We start from the raw sequence: 21,941 nt of genomic DNA on the forward strand, positions 1-21,941 counted from the left end.
CGACCAATGATCGGGCATCGGCCCGGCCGTCGGATACCCCGTCCACCCCTCCCCTATCCAACCGGCGGGTCGATTGGCAGGAGGAAGCCGCCCTCCCGTAACATGCCGCCCCTTCGGACGCGATATCGTCTAGCCGCACAGGCGTCCCGTCCGCCCCTGCGCGGGCGCGGCGGGCATGCCGTGCGGCGACGAACCGACCGTCAGGCGGTGCCCGTACAGCGGGCCCTGACCACCTGTGTCGCGCTGTGATCCTGTCCCCTGCGGAAACCCGAGGCCCGACCCGCAATGAACCTGACCTCCATACAGCTGGTCTGGACCGTCATCGGCGGCGCAGCCCTGCTGTTCGTCGCCGTCCTGCTGGCGACGCTGCGTTTCAAGAGCTCGAAGAAGGACGAGTCCGGCGACTCCTGGGAGCGCAGCGAGGAGCGCCGCCGGCGCAAGGAGATGATCTACGGCATCTCCTCGTACACGCTGCTGTTCTGCTGCGCCGGCGTCGCCGCGGCCCTCTCCTTCCACGGCCTGGTCGGCTTCGGCAAGGAGAACCTGGGCCTGTCCGGCGGCTGGGAGTACCTCGTCCCGTTCGGCCTGGACGGCGCCGCGATGTTCTGCTCGGTGCTCGCCGTCCGCGAGGCCAGCCACGGTGACGCCGCGCTCGGCTCGCGCCTGCTGGTCTGGGTGTTCGCGATCGCCTCGGCCTGGTTCAACTGGGTGCACGCCCCGCGCGGCGTGTCGCACGACGGCGCCCCGCAGTTCTTCTCCGGCATGTCGATCTCGGCGGCGATCCTGTTCGACCGCGCGCTGAAGCAGACCCGCAAGGCCGCGCTGCGCGAGCAGGGCCTGGTGCCGCGCCCGCTGCCGCAGATCCGCATCGTCCGCTGGCTGCGCGCCCCGCGCGAGACCTACGCGGCCTGGTCGCTGATGCTGCTGGAGAACGTCCGCAGCCTGGACGAGGCGGTCGAGGAGGTGCGCGAGGAGCGCCAGGCGAAGCTGGACGCCAAGGCCCGCGCCCGCACCGCCGACCGCCGCGAGCGGGCCGAGCTGAAGGCCATCTCGCGCCAGGGCGGCATGCTCGCCCGGGGCCGCGGCGGCCGCCAGGTTCCCGCCCTCACGGCTGCCGGAGACGGCCCGAGCGCTACGGAGCCTGCCCTAGCCGCGGAAACCGACGCCACCACCTCGACCTCCCCGGCCTCCTCGTACGCGGACTCGCACCGGTCCGCCGACTCCTTCGAGCCGGCCGCCCTGGACGCCGGCCGCCGGCCGCGCGCCGCCGTCGGCTCCTCGTACGCGTCCTCCTCGTACGCGTCCTCCGGCACCGGGTCGTCCCGCAGCGACTCGACCATCGACCTGACGGCCGACGACGACACCCTGTCGATGCCGAAGCTGGACTCGCTGGAGCGCAAGCTGCGCGCGATCGAGCAGCAGCTCGGCTGACCGGGCGTCCCCCGGGGACAACCAGGAAGCACGGGAAAGGCCGCCCCCGGGAGACCCCGGGGGCGGCCTTTCCGCTTGTCCTGCGGACCGCGTGGGCGGCTACTTGCCGCTGCCCACCAGCTCCGGTTCCTCGTCCTCGCCGGCGCCCTCGCGCCGGTTGCGCAGGATCGACGAGCCGAGTGCCAGTCCGATGAAGGCGACGCCGATCAGGCCGGTGACGATCTCCGGGATGTGGAACTTGATGCCGACCAGCAGGATCGCCGCCAGCGCGCCGATCGCGTAGTGCGCGCCGTGCTCCAGGTAGACGTAGTCGTCCAGGGTGCCCTTGCGGACCAGGAAGACGGTCAGCGAGCGGATGTACATCGCGCCGATGCCGAGGCCCAGGGTGATCTGGAAGATGTCGCTGGAGATGGCGAACGCGCCGACCACGCCGTCGAAGGAGAACGAGGCGTCCAGGACCTCCAGGTAGAGGAAGAGGAAGAACGCGGCCTTGCCGCCGACCTGCATGATCGACTTGCCGGACTTCTCCGCCTCCTCCTCCCGCTCCTCCTCGGCCTCCAGGCCGGACTCGAAGATCGAGGAGAGGCCGTTGACCGCGAGGTAGGTCACCAGGCCGAGGACGCCGGCGAGCAGAACGGTTTCCGCGTGCTCCCCGGCGAAGAAGTTGGAGGCCAGCAGCAGGGCGACCAGGGCGACGACGGTGGAGAAGGCCTCCAGCTTGCCGACCTTCTCCAGCGGGCGCTCGATCCAGGACAGCCAGTTGTAGTCCTTCTCCCCGAGGATGAAGTCGAGGAAGATCATCAGCAGGAAGACGCCGCCGAAGGCCGCGATGGCCGGGTTGGCCGCCTCCAGGTACTGGCCGTAGGTGAGGCCGTCGTGGGTCTTGTCGGAGTGCAGCGCCAGGTCGATGACCGTCGTGGGGTTGAGCTTCGCGGTGAGGCCGACGACCAGCAGCGGGAAGACCAGGCGCATGCCGAAGACCGCGATGAGCACACCGACGGTCAGGAAGATCTTCTGCCAGTACGGGTTCATCCGCTTCAACACCGTGGCGTTGACCACCGCGTTGTCGAACGACAGGGAGATCTCCAGGATGGAGAGGATCAGCACGATGCCGAAGCCTTGGGCTCCCCAGAGCAGTCCGGCCGCGACCAGGCCGATGGCGGTGATCGCGAGCGACCAGCCGAATGTGCGGAGGAACACGGGAGTTGGCTACCTTTCGGGTTTTGGCCGTGCCGGGGTCGGCCTCGTACCCGAGACGCCCTGACCGGGCCGGGCCCGGTCAGGCCACCCCCGCACTGCCCTCTGTTCTCATGATCGGGTCGGGTGCGATAAGTCCGATTTCCGCCCTTACTGTACGTTCACGCCGAAGTCGAGCGCGATGCCACGCAGGCCGGAGGCGTACCCCTGGCCCACTGCGCGGAACTTCCACTCGCCCGCGTAGCGGTACAGCTCGCCGAAGATCATCGCGGTCTCGCTGGACGCGTCCTCGGACAGGTCGTACCGGGCGATCTCCTGGCCGTCGACCGAGTTGACGACCCGGATGTAGGCGTTGCGGACCTGACCGAAGTTCTGGAGCCGCGCCTCGGCCTCGTAGATCGAGACCGCGAAGATCACCTTGTCGGCCTGCACCGGGACGAGGTCCAGGTTGACCTCGACCACCTCGTCGTCACCCGTGTCGTCGCCGCCGGTGAGGTTGTCGCCCTGGTGCTCCACCGAGCCCTCGGGGCTCTTGAGGTTGTTGTAGAAGACGAAGTACTCGTCACCGAGCACTCGCCCGCCACCGCAGATCAGGGCGCTCGCGTCGAGGTCGAACGGGGCGCCCGTGGTTGAACGGGCGGACCAGCCGAGGCCGATCCGAACCTGCGTCAGGTTCGGCGCGGCCTTGGTGAGCGAGACGTTGCCACCCTTGGCAAGCGTGACCACCATGACGTTCTTCCTCCCTTGCTTCTCCCGGGGCGCCATCCAGGTGTAGTCCCCCGCGGCCCCGGCCGACCGGCTTTGGTCGGCTGAACTTCCTGAACTCACATCCTCGCAGCGCCGCGGACCAGCGCGGCACCGGGTCGGACGAAGCCGGGGCGGCCCCGGACCACGGAGGTCCGGGGCCGCCCCGGGAGAACGGCGCGCAGCCCGCGCCGCAGGGCGCCGGCGACGGCTCAGACGTTGACGCCGAAGTCCTGCGCGATGCCGCGCAGGCCGGAGGCGTAGCCCTGGCCGATGGCGCGGAACTTCCACTCGCTGCCGTTGCGGTACAGCTCGCCGAAGACCATCGCGGTCTCGGTGGAGGCGTCCTCGGAGAGGTCGTAGCGGGCCAGCTCCGAGTTGTCGGCCTGGTTCACCACGCGGATGAACGCGTTGCGCACCTGGCCGAAGTTCTGGCTGCGGGTCTCGGCGTCGTAGATCGACACCGGGAAGACGATCTTCTCCACGTCCGCCGGGACGCCGGCCAGGTTGACCTTGATCGCCTCGTCGTCGCCCTCGCCCTCGCCGGTCAGGTTGTCACCGGTGTGCTCGACCGAGCCGTCCGGGCTCTTCAGGTTGTTGAAGAACACGAAGTTGCCGTCCGAGGCGACCTTGCCCTGGGCGTTGCACAGCAGGGCGCTGGCGTCCAGGTCGAAGTCCGCACCGGTGGTGGTCCGGACGTCCCAGCCCAGGCCGACGACCACGGCCGTGAGGCCGGGTGCCTCCTTGGTGAGCGAGACGTTGCCGCCCTTGCTGAGGCTGACTCCCACTAGTCCTCCAAGAATCGGGAGGCACGTCCAGTGGTGCCCCCGGTGGTGCGGTCCGGGGCGGCGGGAGGCCGATCGGCCCCCGCGTCCCACCCCGCCAACGGCCCGAGCGTAGTACGGGGTTCCCGCCCGCACCCCTGATCAGGCCGGACACGGCCCCACGGCACCCGGCCGGCGGGCGCCGAAGGGGCCCGGCGGGCGCGCCCGGGACGCGTCCGGGGCCCCCGGCGGGGGCCTCAGAGCGCCGCGAGCACCTTCAGGTACTCCTGCTCGTCCCGGGCGTCCGGGAGGCCGTTGACGACGCTCCAGCGCACCGCGCCGGCGGTGTCGACCACGAAGGTGCCGCGCAGCGGGCAGCCCCGCTCCTCGTCGAGGACGCCGTACGCGCGGGCGACCTCGCCGTGCGGCCAGAAGTCGGCCAGCAGCGGGAACTCCAGGCCCTCCCGGTCGGCGAAGACCCGCTGGGAGAACTGGGAGTCGCAGGAGAGCCCGAGCACCTGCACGGTGTCGTTCTGCAGGCCCGCCAGCTCCCGCTGGATCGCGCCCAGCTCGCCGGTGCAGACACCGGTGAAGGCGAACGGGTAGAAGACCAGGACGACGTTCTTCCGGCCGCGGAAGTCGGAGAGCCGGACGGACTCGCCGTGCTGGTTGCGGAGCTCGAAGTCCGGAGCCTGGGTGCCGACCTCGATGGCCATGAACGGGACCTTTCTGACGCGAGCGCACCGCGCGGCGGGCGCGGCAGGCCACATCCTCGCATTCGTTTACGGCCGTTCCGCCGAACGGATGAGGCGGGCGGCCGCGGCCCACCGCGTTCGCCGTCCGCGAACGGGCCGGTCGGAGCGCCGGCCGGGCCCCGGGCGGCGCTCCGGGCATGCAGCGGGCCCCGCCGGAGGGGGTTCCTCCGGCGGGGCCCGGCGCGGGGACTTCAGAGCCCGCTCAGCGCTTTCCGCCGCTCTGCTTCGCCGTGGACTTGGTCGCGAGCCGGGTGGCCGCCCAGTCCTTGACGATGTTGATCGAGCTGGTCTGGGAGAGACCGGCGGTCTTGGCCGAGTCGTTGATGTCGGACGCCTCGATGTGGCCGTCCCGCCCGGTCTTGGGCGTCATCAGCCAGATGAGGCCGCCCTCCGCCAGGTACTCCAGCGCGTCGACGAGGGCGTCGGTGAGGTCCCCGTCGTCGTCGCGGTGCCACAGCAGGACGGCGTCGGCGACGTCGTCGTAGTCCTCGTCGACGAGATCCGTCCCGGTGAGCTCCTCGATGCCTTCGCGGAGGTCCTGGTCAGTGTCTTCGTCGTACCCCAGCTCCTGGATGATCTGGCCCTCTTCGAAGCCGAGACGGGTCGCCGGGTTGGACTTGTCCGCGGGGTCCGCGGTCGCGCTCACGGGAATAACCTCCAGTATTCGGCTCGGCATCCATGCCGAGGCTGTGGCCGTAGTCCACACGGGCGCGGCGGTTCGCGCAAGTACCCGACCCCCGATCCCCCCCAAAGGTTGACGTGTCGCACCGGAACACGCCGTGGGACGTGTCGGGAATCACACCGATTTGCCCTTTTCTGCATGGTCCGAGGATGCTTCGGGTGGTCCCGGCCCACAGGCCGTACGTGTGCCCGAGATGCGAACGGCATTCGGGGTCCGCGCGTGCGCGGGCGTAGAGTCTCCTGTTGGCCCTCACCCCGGCCGCCCGCCATCGGGCGGACGGGACACCAGGTCGGACCACCTCTTTTCGTAACACCCGGGGGTGTGCGGAGCGGACGGAGACGCCCGCACCGCGCACCACCAGACCGGACCGCCCACCGGGCGCAACGGTTACCGATCGGTAGAGATGACGGATCTCCGAGCGCGGTAGCACGATGGAGGCGGCGCGACACACCTCAGTTTCGACCGACAGTGAAGGAACAGCGTGGCTTCCGGATCCGATCGCAACCCGATCATCATTGGCGGCCTTCCGAGTCAGGTCCCGGACTTCGATCCCGAGGAGACCGCGGAATGGCTGGAGTCGCTCGATGCGGCCATCGACGAGCGGGGGCGTGAGCGTGCCCGTTACCTGATGCTGCGGCTGATCGAGCGCGCCCGCGAGAAGCGTGTCGCCGTGCCCGAGATGCGCAGCACGGACTACGTCAACACCATCGCGACCAAGGACGAGCCGTTCTTCCCCGGCAACGAGGAGATCGAGCGGAAGATCCTCAACGCGACCCGGTGGAACGCGGCCGTCATGGTCTCCCGGGCGCAGCGCCCCGGCATCGGCGTCGGTGGCCACATCGCCACCTTCGCCTCCTCCGCGTCGCTCTACGACGTCGGCTTCAACTACTTCTTCCGCGGCAAGGACGCCGAGGGCGAGTCGGGCGACCAGATCTTCTTCCAGGGTCACGCCTCCCCCGGCATCTACGCCCGCGCCTTCCTGCTGGACCGGCTCACCGAGCAGCAGCTCGACGCCTTCCGCCAGGAGAAGTCGAAGGCCCCGTACGGCCTCTCCAGCTACCCGCACCCGCGGCTGATGCCGGACTTCTGGGAGTTCCCGACCGTCTCGATGGGCCTCGGCCCGCTCGGCGCGATCTACCAGGCGCGGATGAACCGCTACCTGGAGCACCGCGGCATCAAGGACACCTCGGACTCGCAGGTCTACGCCTTCCTCGGCGACGGCGAGATGGACGAGCCCGAGTCGCTCGGCCAGCTCTCGCTGGCCGCCCGCGAGGGCCTGGACAACCTGACCTTCGTGGTCAACTGCAACCTGCAGCGCCTGGACGGCCCGGTCCGCGGCAACGGCAAGATCATCCAGGAGCTGGAGTCCCAGTTCCGGGGCGCCGGCTGGAACGTGATCAAGCTGGTCTGGGACCGCTCCTGGGACCCGCTGCTCGCGCAGGACCGCGACGGCGTCCTGGTCAACAAGCTGAACACCACGGTGGACGGCCAGTTCCAGACCTACGCCACCGAGACCGGCCAGTACATCCGCGAGCACTTCTTCGGCGGCGACCTGCGCCTGCGCGCCATGGTCGAGAACATGACCGACCAGCAGATCCAGCACCTGGGTCGCGGCGGCCACGACCACAAGAAGATCTACGCGGCGTTCAAGGCGGCCCGCGAGCACAAGGGCCAGCCGACGGTCATCCTGGCGCAGACGGTCAAGGGCTGGACGCTGGGCCCCAACTTCGAGGGCCGCAACGCCACCCACCAGATGAAGAAGCTGACGGTCGAGGACCTGAAGCGCTTCCGCGACCGGCTGCACCTGCCGATCACCGACAAGCAGCTGGACGAGGGCTACCCGCCCTACTACCACCCGGGCCGCGACTCGGAGGAGATCCAGTACATGCACGACCGCCGGGAGGAGCTCGGCGGCTACGTGCCGACCCGCAAGGTCCGCCCGCGGAAGCTGGAGCTGCCCGGCGACGACGCCTACAAGGCGGTCAAGAAGGGCTCCGGCAACCAGACCATCGCCACCACCATGGCGTTCGTCCGGGTGCTCAAGGACCTCATGCGGGACAAGGGCATCGGCAACCGCTTCGTGCCGATCGCGCCGGACGAGTACCGCACCTTCGGCATGGACTCGCTCTTCCCCTCGGCGAAGATCTACAACCCGCTCGGCCAGACCTACGAGTCGGTCGACCGGGACCTGCTCCTCGCCTACAAGGAGTCGCCGACCGGCCAGATGCTGCACGACGGCATCTCCGAGGCGGGCTGTACCGCCTCGCTGATCGCCGCCGGCTCGTCCTACGCCACCCACGGCGAGCCGCTGATCCCGGTGTACGTCTTCTACTCGATGTTCGGGTTCCAGCGCACCGGCGACCAGTTCTGGCAGATGGCCGACCAGCTGGCCCGCGGCTTCGTGATCGGCGCCACCGCCGGCCGCACCACGCTGACCGGTGAGGGCCTGCAGCACGCCGACGGCCACTCGCACCTGCTGGCCTCGACCAACCCCGGCGTCGTCGCGTACGACCCGGCGTACGGCTTCGAGATCGCGCACATCGTCCAGGACGGTCTGCGGCGGATGTACGGCTCCAGCGCCGAGCACCCGCACGGCGAGGACGTGTTCTACTACATGACCGTCTACAACGAGCCGATCAAGATGCCGGCCGAGCCGGAGAACGTGGACGTCGAGGGCATCCTCAAGGGTCTGCACAGGTACGCGCCGGGCACCGCGGGCCAGATCCCGGCCCAGATCCTCGCCTCCGGCGTGGCCGTGCCGTGGGCCCTGGAGGCCCAGCGCATCCTCGCCGAGGAGTGGAACGTCAAGGCCGACGTCTGGTCCGCGACCTCCTGGAACGAGCTGCGCCGCGACGCGGTGGAGGCCGAGGAGTTCAACCTGCTGCACCCCGAGGAGCAGCAGCGCGTGCCGTACGTCACGCAGAAGCTCCAGGGTGCCGAGGGCCCGGTCGTCGCGGTGTCCGACTGGATGCGCGCGGTGCCGGACCAGATCGCCCGCTGGGTGCCGGGTCAGTACCAGTCGCTGGGCGCCGACGGCTTCGGCTTCGCCGATACCCGTGGCGCGGCCCGTCGCTTCTTCCACATCGACGCGCAGTCGGTCGTCCTGGGCGTGCTCACCGAGCTCGCCAAGCAGGGCAAGATCGACCGCTCGGCGCTGAAGGACGCGATCGACCGCTACCAGCTGCTCGACGTGACCGCGGCCGACCCGGGCGCCGCCGGCGGCGACGCCTGACCGGCCGGTAGGCCCTGAGGCACCGAGGGGCCGGACCTCCCGTACGGGGGTCCGGCCCTTCGCCGTCCGTCGTGTTCTTGACCCTCACACCGGTGTGAGGTCCTAGGCTCGGCGTCATGACCGACGAGACGAGGCCCGGGCCCTCCGGGCGGCACCCCGAACCCGCCGACGGCGCGGGCGAGTTCAACCGGAACGTGATCGCGGAGTTCCGCACCCGGCAGGGGGCCGTCGGCGGCCCGCTCGCCGACGCGCCGGTCCTCCTGCTCACCGTGGTCGGCGCCCGCAGCGGCGAGCCGCGCACCACTCCCCTGGTCTACCTGCCGGACGGCGGGCGGCTGGTGGTCTTCGCCTCCAACGGCGGCAGCGAGCAGGACCCGCTCTGGTACCGCAACCTGGTGGCCCACCCCGAGGTGACCGTCGAGGTCGGCGCCGAGCGCTACCCGGCCCTGGCGGCACCGGTCGACCCGGCCGAGCACGACGCGCTCTGGGCCCGTCAGATCGCCGCCCAGCCCCAGTTCGCCGGCTACCGCACCACCGCCCGGACCGTCCCCCTGGTGGCCCTCAGCCGCGCCTGACGCACAGGGGCGCCCGCCGCCCGGGCACCACGACGGCCCCGGACTCCGAGGAGTCCGGGGCCGTGGCGTGCGGCGGGGCCGTGGGGCCGTCAGATGTGCACGGACGGGCCCGCGTCGGTGGTGCCGCGGCGGGTGAGCAGGCCGAGCGCGGCGGCGGCGAGGGCCACCACGGAGGCCACCGCGAAGGCGAGCGACATGCCGCTGACGAAAGACTCGTGGACGGCGCCGGCCATCGCGTCCACCGCCTGCTGCGGGGTGCCGGCCGGGGCCGGCGGGGCGATGCCGAGCTGGGCGGCCTGCTTGAGGCCCTCGCCCGCCGCGCCCTCGACCGGCGGCAGCCCGGCCTTCGCCCAGTTGCCCGGCAGCACGTCGCCGACCTTGGCGGCCATCAGCGCGCCCAGCACCGCCGTGCCGAGGCTGCCGCCGACCTGCATCGCGGCCTGCTGGAGGCCGCCGGCCACGCCGGAGAGCTCCAGCGGGGCGTTGCCGACGATCACCTCGGTGGCGCCGACCATGACCGGGCTGATGCCGAGGCCCATCAGGACGAACCAGAGCGACATCACACCGTTGCCGGAGCCGGTGTCCAGGGTGGACATGCCGTACATCGCGACGGTGGTGATCAGCATCCCGGCCACGATCGGGATGCGCGGGCCCAGCTTCCCGATCGCCAGGCCGGCCAGCGGCGAGCCGACGATCATCATGCCGGTCATCGGCAGCAGGTGGACGCCGGCGTCGACCGGCTTCATCCCGTGCACGTTCTGGAGGTAGAAGGTCACGAAGAAGATCGCGCCGAAGAACGCGAAGGCCATCAGCGCCATCAGCAGCACGCCCGCCGACAGCGGCACCGAGCGGAACAGGCCGAGCGGCACCAGCGGCTCGCGGGCCTTGCCCTGCCAGAGCGCGAACAGCACCATCAGGACCACCGCGCCGCCCAGGAACAGCAGCGTCCGCCCGTCGCCCCAGCCCCACTCGGGGGCCTTGATGATGCCGAAGACCAGCGCGAACATCCCCACCGAGAGCAGCGCGATGCCGGGCAGGTCGAAGGACTTGGCGGCCTTCTCGGCGCGGACGTCCCGCAGGATCCACAGGCCCAGCGCCAGCGCGATCAGGCCGACCGGGACGTTGATGAAGAACACCGACTCCCAGTTGACGTGCTCGACCAGCAGGCCGCCGACGATCGGGCCGGCCGCGGTGGAGGCACCGATCACGCCGCCCCAGATGCCGATCGCCATGTTGAGCCGCTCGGCCGGGAAGGCCCCGCGCAGCAGGCCGAGCGCGGCCGGCTGGAGCAGCGCGCCGAACAGGCCCTGGAGCACCCGGAAGGCGATCACGGTCTGGATGTTGCCGGCGAAGCCGATCGCGGCCGAGGTCACGGCGAAGCCCACCGCGCCGACCAGGAAGGTGGCCTTGTGGCCGAAGCGGTCGCCGATCTTGCCGGCGGTGACCAGGAAGACCGCCAGGGCCAGCAGGTAGCCGCTGGTGACCCACTGGATCTCGGCGGGCGCCGCGTGCAGCTTCTCCTGGATCACCGGGTTGGCGATGGCGACGATCGTGCCGTCCAGCGCGACCATCATGACGCCGACCGCGACGGTCAGCAGGGTCAGCCAGGGGTGCCCCTTGAGGCCGCCCCCCGACGGCGGGTTCGGCGGCGGCGGTGCGTCCGCCTCGGAGTTCTTCACGACGGACTGGCTCATCAGGGCCCTCCGGGGGCGTGGCTGGGGTGCAGGACGTGGTCGTGGCGCCCCGGCCCACCCGTCCCCACAGGTGCCCCGGCCCGACGGGCGCCACCTCGGCAGATTATGTCAGCCGCTGACATTCGGCAAACAGTGACTTCTGGCCATAACTGACATTTGTCAGAGCGCTAGGATCGTGCTCCCACCGCCGTACCCAGCCCTCCGGAAGGCCCCTGCTCATGGCCGCTCACACCCCCCGCACCACCGCCGCCCCGGAGGGCCCCGGGCGCACGCCCGGACTGCGCGAGCGCAAGAAGCAGCAGACCCGGTACGCCCTGATCCAGGCCGCCCACGTGCTCTTCCTCCGGCAGGGCTTCGCCCGGACGACCGTCGACGAGATCGCCTCCGCCGTCGACGTCTCCCAGCGCACCTTCTTCCGCTACTTCGCCAACAAGGACGAGGTCGCGCTCGCCGTGATGGCCGTGGCCGAGGACTACTTCATGGAGTGCCTGCGCCACCGCCCGGCCGAGGAGACCCCGCTCCAGGCCCTGCGCGCCTCGATCGTCAAGGCCTGGCACGACCTCGGCAGCGAGGAGGCCGCCGGCCCCGGCTCGATCCACAGCGCCCTCGAACTCATGCGGATGATCGAGGAGACGCCCCCGCTGCTCGCCGCCCACCTGCGGCGGGTCAACGAGCAGGAACGGCTGGTCGTCCGGGTGCTCGCCGAACGCGAGGGCCTGGACCCGGCCGAGGACCTGCGCCCGGCCGTGCTCGCCGCCGTCTTCGGCGGACTGCTGCGCCTGGCCCACCTCTCCTGGAGCGCCGAGCACGAGCCGGCCGGCCCCGAGGGCATGGTCGCGGTGATCGAGCGTCACTTCGACCAGCTCGGCCCGGCCCTGGCCGGCCACTGGCACGACCGCGCGTAGTACCCGGCCGCGCACCCGCGTCATACCGGGGTATCACCCGGTACCCCGGTAGCACCCGGAAAATCGGGCTCCGGTGCGACGCCCGGCGGGGCCCCGCCCTCCTAGGCTGGCGCGCGATGAAGAACCTCACCGCCGCCGACGTCCGCCCGCACGCCCTGCGCCTGCTGGGCACCTTCCGACACCACCTGACCACCCCGAGCGGCGGCCACACCCCGCTGCTCGGAACGTCGCCCCGGCGCTGGGTGCGCCGGCTGCCGTACGCCGTCGTCCTGATCATGCTGTCCTCGCTGATCCCCGCCGGGATCGCCACCCTGGTCGGCTTCTTCGGCCTGGTGCTCCCGGTGGCCGGCGCGCTCACCGTCGCCCAGACGGTGCCGCTGCTGCTCGCCATCACCCGGCCGCTGGCCGCCTGGTGGATCAGCGCGGGCACCCTGGTCGCCACCGCCACCATCACCGCCCGGTACGACCAGGACGGCGGCACCTGGCCGTGGACCGCGCCGATGATCCTCTCGTACCTCTTCCTGCTGATCGCCCTGGCGCTGCGGGAGAGCCGGGCCACCCTGCTCTCGGTCTGGCTCGCCACCATCGCGCTCACCGCGCTCACCACCACGCTCGGCCTGCCCCGCTCCGGCGACGGCACCACCATGCTGCTGATCGCGCTCAGCGGCGCCGTGCTGCTGCTCGGCTGGGCCGTCCGGGACCGCGCCGAGGCGCGCCGGCTGCTCAGCGAGCAGGAGCAGATCAGCGAGGTCGAACGTGAACGCCGCACCCTGCTGGAGGAACGCGCCCGGATCGCACGGGAGTTGCACGACGTGGTCGCGCACCACATGTCGGTCATCGCGGTGCAGGCCGCCAGCGCGCCGTACCGGATCACCGGGGTGCCGGACGAGGCCGCCGAGGAGTTCACCGCGATAGCCGGCACCGCCCGCGAGTCGCTGGCCGAGATGCGCCGGCTGCTCGGCGTGCTGCGCAGCGAGGAGTCCGGCGGGGAGCGGGCCCCGCAGCCCGGGGTGGGCCAACTCGCCCAGCTGGTCGAGACGGTGGGCCGGGCCGGGGTACCGGCCGAACTGACGGTGGAACCGGGCCTGGTGGACCTGCTGGACCAGGCACCGCAGGCCGTCGGCCTGTCCGCCTACCGGATCGTGCAGGAGGCGCTGGCCAACGTGGTGCGGCACGCCCCCGGCGCGCGGGCCTGGGTGTCGCTGAGCACGGACGGCCCGGCGCTGCTGGTGACGGTGGTCAACGCGCCCCCGCCGCAGCGCACCGAGTCGCTGGAGGCCTCGGTCGAGGGCACCGGGCAGGGGCTGGTCGGAATGCGTGAACGCGTCCGGCTGGTCGATGGCAGGCTGGACACCGGCCCGTTGCCGGACGGCGGCTTCAAGGTGGCCGCCGTCCTGCCCGTCGACCGCCCCGACACCGACACCCCCCAGGAGACCACCGCATGACCATCCGCGTGATCATCGTCGACGACCAGGCCATGGTGCGCGCGGGCTTCGCGGCCCTGCTCAACGCCCAGAGCGACATCGACGTGGTGGGGGACGCGGCGGACGGCGCCCAGGCCCTGGAGGTCAACGGCCGCACCCACCCGGACCTGGTGCTGATGGACGTCCGGATGCCCGTCATGGACGGCCTGGAGGCGGCCCGGCGGCTGCTCGACCCGGCCGTGCCCGGCGCCCACCGGCCCAAGGTGCTGATGCTGACCACCTTCGACGTGGACGACTACGTGTACGAGGCGCTGCGCGCCGGGGCCAGCGGCTTCCTGCTCAAGGACGCCCCGCCGGCCGACCTGATCGCCGCGGTCCGGGTGGTCGCGGCCGGCGAGGCACTGCTCGCCCCCTCGGTGACCCGCCGGCTGATCGAGGACTTCGCCCGCACCCGCCCGGCCAGGCGCCGCGACCCCAAGGTGCGGCTCAACGGCCTGACCCCGCGCGAGACCGAGGTGCTGGAGCTGATCGCCCGCGGCCTGTCCAACCAGGAGATAGCCGCCGGGCTGGTGCTCGCCGAGCAGACCGTCAAGACCCACATCGGGCGCATCCTCGCCAAGCTCGGCCTGCACAACCGCGCCCAGGCGGTGATCCTGGCCTACGAGTCCGGCCTGGTGACACCGGGTCAGTAACCGGCAGCTGTTCGCCCGCTCCTCTGATACCCGGGTAGCACCCGGGAGTTGGCCCCGCGGTGTGACGTCCGCGGGGCCGTCGCATTCCTACCTTCCTCCTCGTCGGAAGCCGAACCGAGTCGGCGGCCGAACGGACGAGGAAGGAGCAGGGACATGCGCAGGTTTCGAGCCGGGCGGGCGATCGCCGGCGCCGCGGTGGCAGTGGCGATCATGCTCGGCGCGGGCGGCTGGGCCGCCGACACCCAGACCCCGGTCACCGGCCCGCCGCCCGGCAGCGCCGCGTGGACGGCCGACACCTCGCTCGGCCTGCGGCTGCCCGACCCGGCCACCACCGAACCGGCCCGGGTCGCCACGTTCTTCGCCGGACTGGACCCGGCCCGGCAGGACGCCCTGACCGCCCGGTACCCGCTGGTGGTCGGCAACCTGGACGGCGCCCCGGTCGCCCTCCGGTACCGGGCCAACGCCCTGGCCCTGACCTCCGAGCACACCCGCGAACTCGCCCGGGCCGCCGACCCCGCCCTCACCCCGCAGGACCACGAGGCCGCCCGCACCCGCGCCGAGCGCTACCGCGCCCTGCTGGACGGCGGCCGGCGGATCCTCGCCTTCGACCCGCGCGGCCGCGGCCAGGTCGCCGAGGTGTACGGCGACCTCGCCACCGCCCGCCGCACCGCCGTGATCGTCCCCGGCTCCGACACCGACCTGCTCCGCTTCGACCGCGCCGGCGACCCGTACGGCACCCCGGCCGGCATGGCCCGGGCGCTCCTGGACGCCACCGGCGGGCAGACCGCCGTGATCGCCTGGGCCGGCTACACCACCCCGCTCGGCCTCGGCCTGGACGCCGCCACCGAGGACCTGGCCCGGGCCGGCGCCCCCCGCCTCACCCGGCTGCTCGACGGACTCGCCGCCACCACCCGCCCGCAGGACCCGCCCACCGTGTTCTGCCACAGCTACGGCTCCGTGGTCTGCGGCCTGGCCCGCCCCACCCCCGCACAGGCCTCCGGCGTGGTGGTGCTCGGCTCGCCCGGCATGGGCGTCGGCTCGGCCGCCGACCTCGACCCGGGCGTCCCGCTCTGGGCCACCGCCCGCAACGACTCCGACTGGATCGGCGACGTGCCCAAGGTCCGGCTGTTCGGCCTCGGCCACGGCGCCGACCCGACCGCCCCCGGCTTCGGCGCCCGCCCGCTGCCCGCCGCCGGATCCCACGGCCACACCGGCTACTTCGCCCCCGGCACCGCCTCCCTCGCCGCCTACGCCGCCGTCGCCCTCGGCCGCGCCTGACCCGCCCGCACCGGAAGGAGCACCACCATGGCCGACACCCTCGCCGCCCCGCCCCGTACCCCCCGAGCGCTCGCCGCCGGACCGCTCACCGCCCTGCGCCGCGCCGCCGCGCGGGTCGACGCGAAGACCCCGGCCGACCGCGACCGCGCCCTGGACGGGCTGCGCGCCCTCGCCCTGCTCGCCGTACCGGTCGGCCACTGGATGCTCGGCGGCTTCACCCGCTCTCCCGACGGCGCCCTGCACAACGCCAGCCCGCTCTCCACCCTCGGCTTCTTCGCCCCGCTCAGCTGGGTGCTCCAGATGCTCGGGGTGTTCTTCCTGGTCGGCGGCCACTCCTCGGTCCGCTCGCTGGAGCGGGCCCGGGCCAAGGGCGTCACGTACGGCGGCTGGCTGCGGGCCCGTGCGGTCCGGCTGCTGCGCCCGGTGCTCGGGGTGGCGGCCGTCTGGGCGGCGCTGATCCCGCTGCTGCCCGCGCTCGGCGTCCCCGAGGACACCGTGCGCACCGGCGCCACCCTGGTGGTGCAGCCGCTCTGGTACATCGGGGTCTACCTGGGGCTGACGGCCCTCACCCCGCTCTGCGTGGCCGCCGGGCGCCGGCTGGGCGGCTGGTCGGCGGGCCTGCTGGTGGCCTCGGTCGCCGCCGTCGACCTGCTGCGGTACGGGCCGTGGGCCGGGTCGGTGCCGTCCTGGGTCGCGCTGCTGAACATCCTGCCGGGCTGGCTGTTCGGCTACCAGCTGGGCGTGCTCTGGGCGCAGGGCCGGCTCGGCCGCCCGACGGCCCGGGTGCTGCTGCTCGGCGGCGGCGCGCTGTTCGCCGCGCTGCTGCTGGTCTTCCACTACCCGGCCAGCATGGTCGGCGTGCCCGGGGCGGAGCGGACCAACTCGCACCCGCCGTCCCTGCTGGTGCTCGCCCTGGCGGCGTTCCAGTGCGGCGCCGCGGTGCTGCTGCGGGAGCGGCTGGGCCGGCTGCTGACCGGCCGTCCGCTGCTCTGGCTGCCGGTCGTGGTGGTCAACCTGTCGGCGATGACGATCTTCTGCTGGCACCAGAGCGCGATGCTCGCGGTGGCGGTGCCCGGCGCGGCCGCCCTGGGCGCCGTCCCGGGGCTGAGCACGGCGCCGGACTCGCTCGGCTGGGTGCTCGCCCGGCTGGCGCTGCTGCCGCTGTTCGGCGCCGTGCTGGTGGCGGTCGGCTGGTTCACCCGCCGGTTCGACGGCCCGTGGACGGCCTTCTCCCGGGGCGGCAAGGCGGTGGCCGGGGCCGCGGCGGCGCTGTTCGCGGCGTACGCGCTGGGCATGGTGTGACGGTCCGCCGGGTGCGGCCCGTCCGAACGGCGGGGCGCACCACCGTCGCTGGGGCGTGGACCGGTCGGTCCGCGCCCCTGCGGCCGGCGCCCACCGCCCCCGGTGCGCCGTGCCGCGCGCCGGGGGCGCGCTGTCAGTGCCCTGCCCTACCCTGCCGCCATGGTGACGTTCGACGAGTTCCGCACGATGGCCCTGGCCCTGCCGGAGGCCGCCCAGGAGCCGACCTGGGACATCGAGACGCTGCGGGTGCGCGGCCGGATCTTCGCGATGGGCGCGCCCGACGGGGACCGCGTCACCGTCAAGGCCTCCCCCGAGGACCAGGCCGAACTGCTCGCCGCCGAGCCCGAGGTGTTCTCCTCCGCCCCGTACGTCGGCCGGCACGGCTGGGTGAGCGTCCGGCTGGACCTGGTGGACGGGGACGAGCTGCGCGACCTGGTCACCGAGGCCTGGCGGCGGACGGCACCGAAGCGCCTGGTCCGCGCGTTCGACGAATCCGACGGGTCCGGCGGGTCCGAGGGCTGAGCGCGCCCCTTCCCGACGGCCGCACCGGCCGCCGTCCGGGCCTCCGTACGAACCACTTCCCGAACCACTGTCCGAACCACTGGGAGACGTCGGACGGACACCCCCGGTTCATGTGAGCCATCCCACAGTTTAGGCGTTCCCGGCATCCCTTCGGGCCCCCTAGGCTTGCGCAGGGAAGTCAGCAGAGCTATCGCACCCTCCGGGCACCACCGCCCGCGAAACGGTGCGGGCCCCAAGGGAGTTGGTGCGGTGCGCATCCGTCGGCGCTGGAAGCGGGTACTGATCGGGGCGTTCGCCGGCTGCGCGGTGCTCGCCGACGCCGGGGCCGTCGCCGCCGCGGCCGCCGTCTCCTCCGAACAGCTGGCGATCTCCACGCCCCCGGCCGGCAGCGCCGCCTGGGTCGAGGACCACTCCTTCGGCCGCTCCCTGCCCGACCCGGCGACCACCACCCCGGCCGCCGCCGCGGCGTTCTTCGCCTCGCTCGCGCCCACCGAGCTGGACCGGCTGATCCAGGACTACCCGCTGGTCGTCGGCAACTACGACGGCGCCCCGCTGGACCTGCGCTACCGCGCCAACCGGATCGCCCTGGCCGCCGAGCACGACCGGGCCCTGGCCCGCGCCGCCGACGGCACGCTGGACTCCGACACCCGCGCGCTGGCCGTCTCCCGCGCCAACGACGTCGAGCACCTGCTCGCCCCCGACCGGCAGATCCTGGCCTTCGACCCGCGCGGCCGCGGCCTGGTCACCGAGGTGTGGGGCGACCTCGCCGACGCCGAGCGGATCTCCGTGCTCGTCCCCGGCTCGGACGCCGACCTCGGCCACCACGACCAGGCGGCCGACCCGCTGCGCTCCCCGGCCGGCATGGCCCGCGCCCTCCACACCGAGGAGCAGCGCCAGGCCCCGGACACCCGGACCGCCGTGATCTCCTGGACCGGCTACGTCACCCCCTCCGGCCTCGGCCCGGACGCGGCCACCTCCCGGCTCGCCGACGTCGCCGCCCCCCGGCTGGAGCGGCTGCTCGCCGGGCTCAAGGAGACCACCCGGCCGGACGCGCCGCCGGCGCTGCTCTGCCACTCGTACGGCTCGGTGGTCTGCGGTACGGCCGCCCCGGACATCCCGCGCGCGGCCGCCTCGCCGTCCGACACCTCCGGCATCACCGACCTGGTGGTCTTCGGCAGCCCGGGCATGGGCGTGCAGAACACCGGCGAGCTGGGCGCGGGCGTGCACCTCTGGGCCACCCGCAACCCCAGCGACTGGATCGGCAACGTGCCGTTCATGGAGGTCGGCGGGCTCGGCCACGGCGCCGACCCGGCCGCGAGCGGCTTCGGCTCCGAGCTGATCTCCTCGGCCCGCGCGGCCGGCCACAACGGCTACCTCACCGAGGGCACCGACAGCCTGCACAACTTCGCGGCGATCTCCCTCGGCCACTACCAGGACGTGGTCCGGGCCAACCCGGGCTCCTAGTCCCCCTGCTCCTGGTACAGCCGCAGGGCCTCCGCCGCCGCCCGGGCCAGTTCGCGCCGGGCGGCCGGCGGGGCCAGTACCTCGACGTCCGCGCCGAAGGCCAGCAGCGACCGGACGGCCGCCGGGGCCGGGAAGGCCATCGCCACCTCGGTCCACTCCTCGGCCGGGACGGCGCCCGGCTCCGGCGGCGGTGCGGTGACCCGGCCGCCGTGGATGCGCAGGAACATGTCCAGCCGTCCGCGCCGGACCCGCACCCGCACCCGCACGTCCTTCGGCAGCCGTTCGACCTGCTCGCGCAGCACCGCCCAGACCTCGCCGAGCCCGACCCCGGTCCGGCGCCGCACCGCCTCCTCGGTGGTGTCGGCGGCCAGCACCCGGTCGGCCCGGAACAGCCGCGGCTCGCCGTGCAGATCGGCCACCAGGTACCAGACCGCGGCCTTGCTCACCAGCCCGTACGGGTCGACGGTGTACTCCACCGGCGCGGGCGTGCCGCTGTGCCGGTAGCGCAGCCGCAGCCGCCGGTCGGCGAAGACGGCGTACTGCAGCTCGCCCAGGTCCGGCCCGGCGGCGGGGCCGGCCGCGCCGGGGGTCTGCATCCAGCGGGCCGGGTCGACCAGGATCCGCTCGCGGACCCGCTCGGCGGCCGGCCGGTGCGGGGCCGGCAGCGCCGCCATCACCTTGCGCAGCGCCGAGCCGAGCGCGCCGTCCAGCCCGAGGTCGCTGTGCGCGCCCTGGGCGGAGAGCACGAACAGCGCCCTGGCCTCGTCCGCGGTCAGGCCGGTGACGTCGGTGCGGTAGCCGGGCAGCAGGCCGATGCCGCCGTGCCGCCCGCGTTCGGTGAACACCGGCACCCCGGCGGCGGAGAGCGACTCGACGTCGCGGTAGATGGTGCGGACGGACACCTCCAGCCGCTCGGCGAGTTCGGTGGCGGGCACCCGGCCGCGGGTCTGGAGCAGCAGGAGGATCGAGAGCAGGCGGTCGGCCTTCATGGTCCAAGAATCCCAGTAATCCTGACGGCCGTTGTCAGGTTTTACTGGGAGATTGCGTTCCGGGCCCGAAAGGGGCCCGAACGACCACCCGACACCAGGGAGTTGAGCGCCATGACCGCCGTCCAGGACGCCCGCCCGCAGTACCAGGCCGCCCTCGACCAGCTGGAGAAGCTGTTCGCCACCGTCACCCCGGCCGACCTCGACCGGCCCACGCCCTGTACCGAGTTCACCCTGCGCGGGCTGCTGAACCACGTGGTCGGCGGCGTCCACCGGTTCGCGTACATGGGCGAGGGCGGCCACGCCGAGGACACCGTGGCCGCCATCGAGGACCCGTCCGACGAGGGCTGGCCGGCCGCCCTGGGCCGGGCCCGCGCCCGGGTGACCGCCGCCTGGGCGGACGACGCCAAGCTCGGCCGCCCGACCGTCGCCCCCTGGGGCGAGGTGCCCGGCGCGATGGCGGTCGGCGGCTACCTGATGGAGCTGGTGACCCACTCCGGGGACATCGCCCGGAGCCTCGACAACGGCTTCGCCCTGGACGACGACCTGGCGCGGACCGCCCTGGGCATCGCCGAGTTCGTGCTGCCGGCCGAGCGGCGGGTGCCGGGCGTGCCGTTCGCCGCCGTCCGGCCGGTCGCCGAGGACGCCGACGTGCACACCCGGCTGGCCGCCTGGACGGGCCGTACGGTCTGAGCCCGGCGGCCGGCCCGGGGCGTCCGCCGACTCCCCGGGCCGCCGGTGCCCGCTACTCGCGCGCCGCCGAGGTGGAGCTCATGTCCGCGTAGCGGCTCCCCGCCACCCGGCCGGCCACCGGCTCCAGCAGCGCCAGCTCCTCGGCGGTCAGCCGCAGCGTCGCCGCCGCGGTGTTCTCGGCGAGCCGGCTCCGCTTGCGGGTGCCCGGGATCGGCACCACGGCCAGCCCGTGCACCTCGGCCCGCTGGTGCACCCAGGCCAGCGCGACCTGGGCGAGCGTGACGCCGCGGGCCCCGGCGATCTCCCGCAGCGGGTCGAGCAGTTCGCCGTTGGCGGCCGCGTTGTCGCCGGTGAAGCGGGGGTGGTTGCGGCGGTAGTCGTTCGCCGAGAGCTCCGTGGCGTCCTGGAAGGCGCCGGTCAGGAAGCCCCGCCCGAGCGGCGAGTACGGCACGAAGGTGACGCCCAGCTCCGCCGCGGCCGGCACCGCCGTGCTCTCGACGTCGCGGGCGAACACCGACCACTCGGACTGGAGCGCGGCGATCGGGTGGACGGCGTGCGCCTCGCGCAGCTCGGCCCCGGTCACCTCGGACAGGCCGAGGTGGCGCACCTTGCCGGCCTTCACCAGTTCGGCCATGGCGCCGACCGAGTCGGCCAGCGGCACGGCCGGGTCGCGGCGGTGCATGTAGTACAGGTCGATCTCGTCCACGCCGAGGCGGCGCAGCGAGGCGTCCACCGCGGTCCGGATGTACGCCGGGTCGTTGCTGATGCCGCGGACGGCGCCGTCCTCCTCGGAGCGCAGGATGGCGAACTTGGTGGCGAGCACCACCTTGTCCCGGTTGGCCCGGACGAAGGGGCCGATGAGCTCCTCGTTGCGGCCGGAGCCGTACATGTCGGCGGTGTCGAAGAGGGTGACGCCGGTCTCCAGCGCGGCGTCCAGGGTGGCGAGCGCCTCGTCGGCGTCGGTGGGGCCGTAGAACTCGCTCATGCCCATGCAGCCGAGGCCCTGGACGCCCACCAGCGGGCCGCCGGTGCCGAGTTCGACGGTGGGAAGGACGGTCTGAGTCATGCGCTCTGCTCTTCCTCTCCATGGATGTTCTGGCACTTGGCCGGGATGCCGGCGCCGACGGCGCCCTTCCCGGCATAGATGTCGATCTTGTAGTCGAGGACGGCGAGGGTCGCCTGGAGGTCCACGATCCGCTGTCGGACCTCCTCGCGCTGGGCCTCCAGGAGCAGCCGACGCTCCCCGTAGGTCTGCTCGCCCTGGCGGGCCATGTCCACGTACTTGAGCATGTCCGCCACCGACATGCCGGTCAGCCGCAGCCGGCCCAGGAAGGCCAGCCGGTGCAGATCGGCGTCGGAGTAGCGGCGCTGGCCGCCCGCCGCCCGGTCGACCGGGTCCAGCAGGCCGATCCGCTCGTACCAGCGCAGGGTGTGGGCGGTCAGCCCGCTCGCCGTGGCGACCTCGCTGATGGTGTGCCTCGGGCTCGGGTCCGGATCGCCGACGGGGCGGCTGAAGACCTCGGAGCAGCTGCGCAGGTCGATCTCGATGCGTGCGGGTGCGGCCATCGCTCGTTCCCCCTTGTCCTGTGCGACGGGAACGA

At 73.0% G+C, this 21,941-nt stretch carries 20 protein-coding genes; 11 read left to right on the forward strand and 9 right to left on the reverse strand.

The annotated features are described in order from the left end of the window. Positions 1-285 precede the first annotated feature (285 nt). A complete protein-coding gene (locus ACFVXH_RS23690; RefSeq protein ID WP_049652606.1) occupies positions 286-1,431 on the forward strand; it encodes a DUF2637 domain-containing protein in 1,146 nt (381 codons plus the stop codon). Between the two features lie 99 nt (positions 1,432-1,530). Here the strand turns inward: ACFVXH_RS23690 and ACFVXH_RS23695 are convergent, their stop codons facing one another. The 5 genes from ACFVXH_RS23695 to ACFVXH_RS23715 all read right to left on the reverse strand — a co-directional run bounded on the left by ACFVXH_RS23695 (position 1,531) and on the right by ACFVXH_RS23715 (position 5,537). Continuing rightward, a complete protein-coding gene (locus ACFVXH_RS23695; protein WP_049652607.1) occupies positions 1,531-2,631 on the reverse strand; it encodes a DUF475 domain-containing protein in 1,101 nt (366 codons plus the stop codon). Positions 2,632-2,778: 147 nt separating this feature from the next. Then, positions 2,779-3,357: a TerD family protein gene (locus ACFVXH_RS23700; protein ID WP_049652609.1), complete on the reverse strand. Its 579-nt coding sequence runs from the start codon at positions 3,355-3,357 to the stop codon at positions 2,779-2,781. A 227-nt stretch (positions 3,358-3,584) separates the two neighbouring features. Next, on the reverse strand, positions 3,585-4,160 hold the full coding sequence (locus ACFVXH_RS23705; RefSeq protein WP_074000774.1) for a TerD family protein: 576 nt from the start codon (positions 4,158-4,160) through the stop codon (positions 3,585-3,587). 233 nt (positions 4,161-4,393) lie between these two features. Beyond that, on the reverse strand, positions 4,394-4,852 hold the full coding sequence (locus tag ACFVXH_RS23710; RefSeq protein ID WP_074000773.1) for a peroxiredoxin: 459 nt from the start codon (positions 4,850-4,852) through the stop codon (positions 4,394-4,396). Positions 4,853-5,093: 241 nt separating this feature from the next. Then, positions 5,094-5,537 (reverse strand): DUF3052 domain-containing protein, encoded by a 444-nt coding sequence (locus ACFVXH_RS23715; protein WP_049652614.1) that lies wholly within the window; start codon positions 5,535-5,537, stop codon positions 5,094-5,096. 517 nt (positions 5,538-6,054) lie between these two features. Between ACFVXH_RS23715 and aceE the strand changes: the two genes are divergently transcribed. Continuing rightward, the gene (aceE, locus tag ACFVXH_RS23720) at positions 6,055-8,805 is read left to right on the forward strand and encodes a pyruvate dehydrogenase (acetyl-transferring), homodimeric type (RefSeq protein WP_074000772.1); all 2,751 of its coding nucleotides are present in this window, start codon (positions 6,055-6,057) and stop codon (positions 8,803-8,805) included. A 116-nt stretch (positions 8,806-8,921) separates the two neighbouring features. Continuing rightward, on the forward strand, positions 8,922-9,380 hold the full coding sequence (locus tag ACFVXH_RS23725) for a nitroreductase/quinone reductase family protein (protein ID WP_079271734.1): 459 nt from the start codon (positions 8,922-8,924) through the stop codon (positions 9,378-9,380). An 89-nt stretch (positions 9,381-9,469) separates the two neighbouring features. On the opposite strand, the gene ACFVXH_RS23730 is transcribed toward ACFVXH_RS23725, so the two are convergent. After that, complete coding sequence (locus ACFVXH_RS23730) at positions 9,470-11,059, reverse strand: MFS transporter (RefSeq protein ID WP_369808305.1); 1,590 nt, start codon at positions 11,057-11,059, stop codon at positions 9,470-9,472. A 233-nt stretch (positions 11,060-11,292) separates the two neighbouring features. On the opposite strand from ACFVXH_RS23730, the gene ACFVXH_RS23735 reads away from it, so the two are divergent. From ACFVXH_RS23735 to ACFVXH_RS23765, 7 genes are all read left to right on the forward strand, one after another. Then, complete coding sequence (locus tag ACFVXH_RS23735; RefSeq protein WP_049652623.1) at positions 11,293-11,979, forward strand: TetR/AcrR family transcriptional regulator; 687 nt, start codon at positions 11,293-11,295, stop codon at positions 11,977-11,979. Between the two features lie 116 nt (positions 11,980-12,095). After that, entirely contained in the window at positions 12,096-13,424 is a 1,329-nt protein-coding gene (locus ACFVXH_RS23740; protein ID WP_053112114.1) for a sensor histidine kinase, read from the forward strand. Continuing rightward, positions 13,421-14,095: a response regulator gene (locus tag ACFVXH_RS23745; protein WP_380778091.1), complete on the forward strand. Its 675-nt coding sequence runs from the start codon at positions 13,421-13,423 to the stop codon at positions 14,093-14,095. The genes ACFVXH_RS23740 and ACFVXH_RS23745 overlap by 4 nt, the downstream gene beginning before the upstream one ends. Before the next feature lie 153 nt (positions 14,096-14,248). Further along, positions 14,249-15,373, forward strand: coding sequence for an alpha/beta hydrolase (locus ACFVXH_RS23750; protein WP_387826953.1), 1,125 nt, complete (start codon positions 14,249-14,251; stop codon positions 15,371-15,373). 27 nt (positions 15,374-15,400) lie between these two features. Then, positions 15,401-16,675: an acyltransferase gene (locus ACFVXH_RS23755; protein ID WP_380742954.1), complete on the forward strand. Its 1,275-nt coding sequence runs from the start codon at positions 15,401-15,403 to the stop codon at positions 16,673-16,675. Positions 16,676-16,834: 159 nt separating this feature from the next. Further along, positions 16,835-17,197 (forward strand): MmcQ/YjbR family DNA-binding protein, encoded by a 363-nt coding sequence (locus tag ACFVXH_RS23760; protein WP_387826957.1) that lies wholly within the window; start codon positions 16,835-16,837, stop codon positions 17,195-17,197. 249 nt (positions 17,198-17,446) lie between these two features. Further along, positions 17,447-18,661 (forward strand): alpha/beta hydrolase family protein, encoded by a 1,215-nt coding sequence (locus ACFVXH_RS23765; RefSeq protein ID WP_259316584.1) that lies wholly within the window; start codon positions 17,447-17,449, stop codon positions 18,659-18,661. Here ACFVXH_RS23765 and ACFVXH_RS23770 read toward each other — a convergent pair. Further along, on the reverse strand, positions 18,658-19,650 hold the full coding sequence (locus tag ACFVXH_RS23770) for a helix-turn-helix transcriptional regulator (RefSeq protein WP_387826960.1): 993 nt from the start codon (positions 19,648-19,650) through the stop codon (positions 18,658-18,660). The two genes, ACFVXH_RS23765 and ACFVXH_RS23770, sit on opposite strands and share 4 nt — an antisense overlap. A gap of 111 nt (positions 19,651-19,761) precedes the next feature. Here ACFVXH_RS23770 and ACFVXH_RS23775 point away from each other — a divergent pair, with 111 nt between their 5' ends. After that, complete coding sequence (locus ACFVXH_RS23775) at positions 19,762-20,340, forward strand: TIGR03086 family metal-binding protein (RefSeq protein WP_049652636.1); 579 nt, start codon at positions 19,762-19,764, stop codon at positions 20,338-20,340. A 52-nt stretch (positions 20,341-20,392) separates the two neighbouring features. On the opposite strand, the gene ACFVXH_RS23780 is transcribed toward ACFVXH_RS23775, so the two are convergent. Both ACFVXH_RS23780 and ACFVXH_RS23785 read right to left on the reverse strand, forming a co-directional pair. After that, positions 20,393-21,406: an aldo/keto reductase gene (locus ACFVXH_RS23780; protein WP_387826963.1), complete on the reverse strand. Its 1,014-nt coding sequence runs from the start codon at positions 21,404-21,406 to the stop codon at positions 20,393-20,395. Next, the gene (locus ACFVXH_RS23785; RefSeq protein ID WP_107086472.1) at positions 21,403-21,906 is read right to left on the reverse strand and encodes a MerR family transcriptional regulator; all 504 of its coding nucleotides are present in this window, start codon (positions 21,904-21,906) and stop codon (positions 21,403-21,405) included. The genes ACFVXH_RS23780 and ACFVXH_RS23785 overlap by 4 nt, the downstream gene beginning before the upstream one ends. Positions 21,907-21,941 lie beyond the last annotated feature (35 nt).

Origin of the sequence: Kitasatospora sp. NPDC058184 (assembly GCF_042883725.1) — a bacterium.
Taxonomy (GTDB): domain Bacteria; phylum Actinomycetota; class Actinomycetes; order Streptomycetales; family Streptomycetaceae; genus Kitasatospora.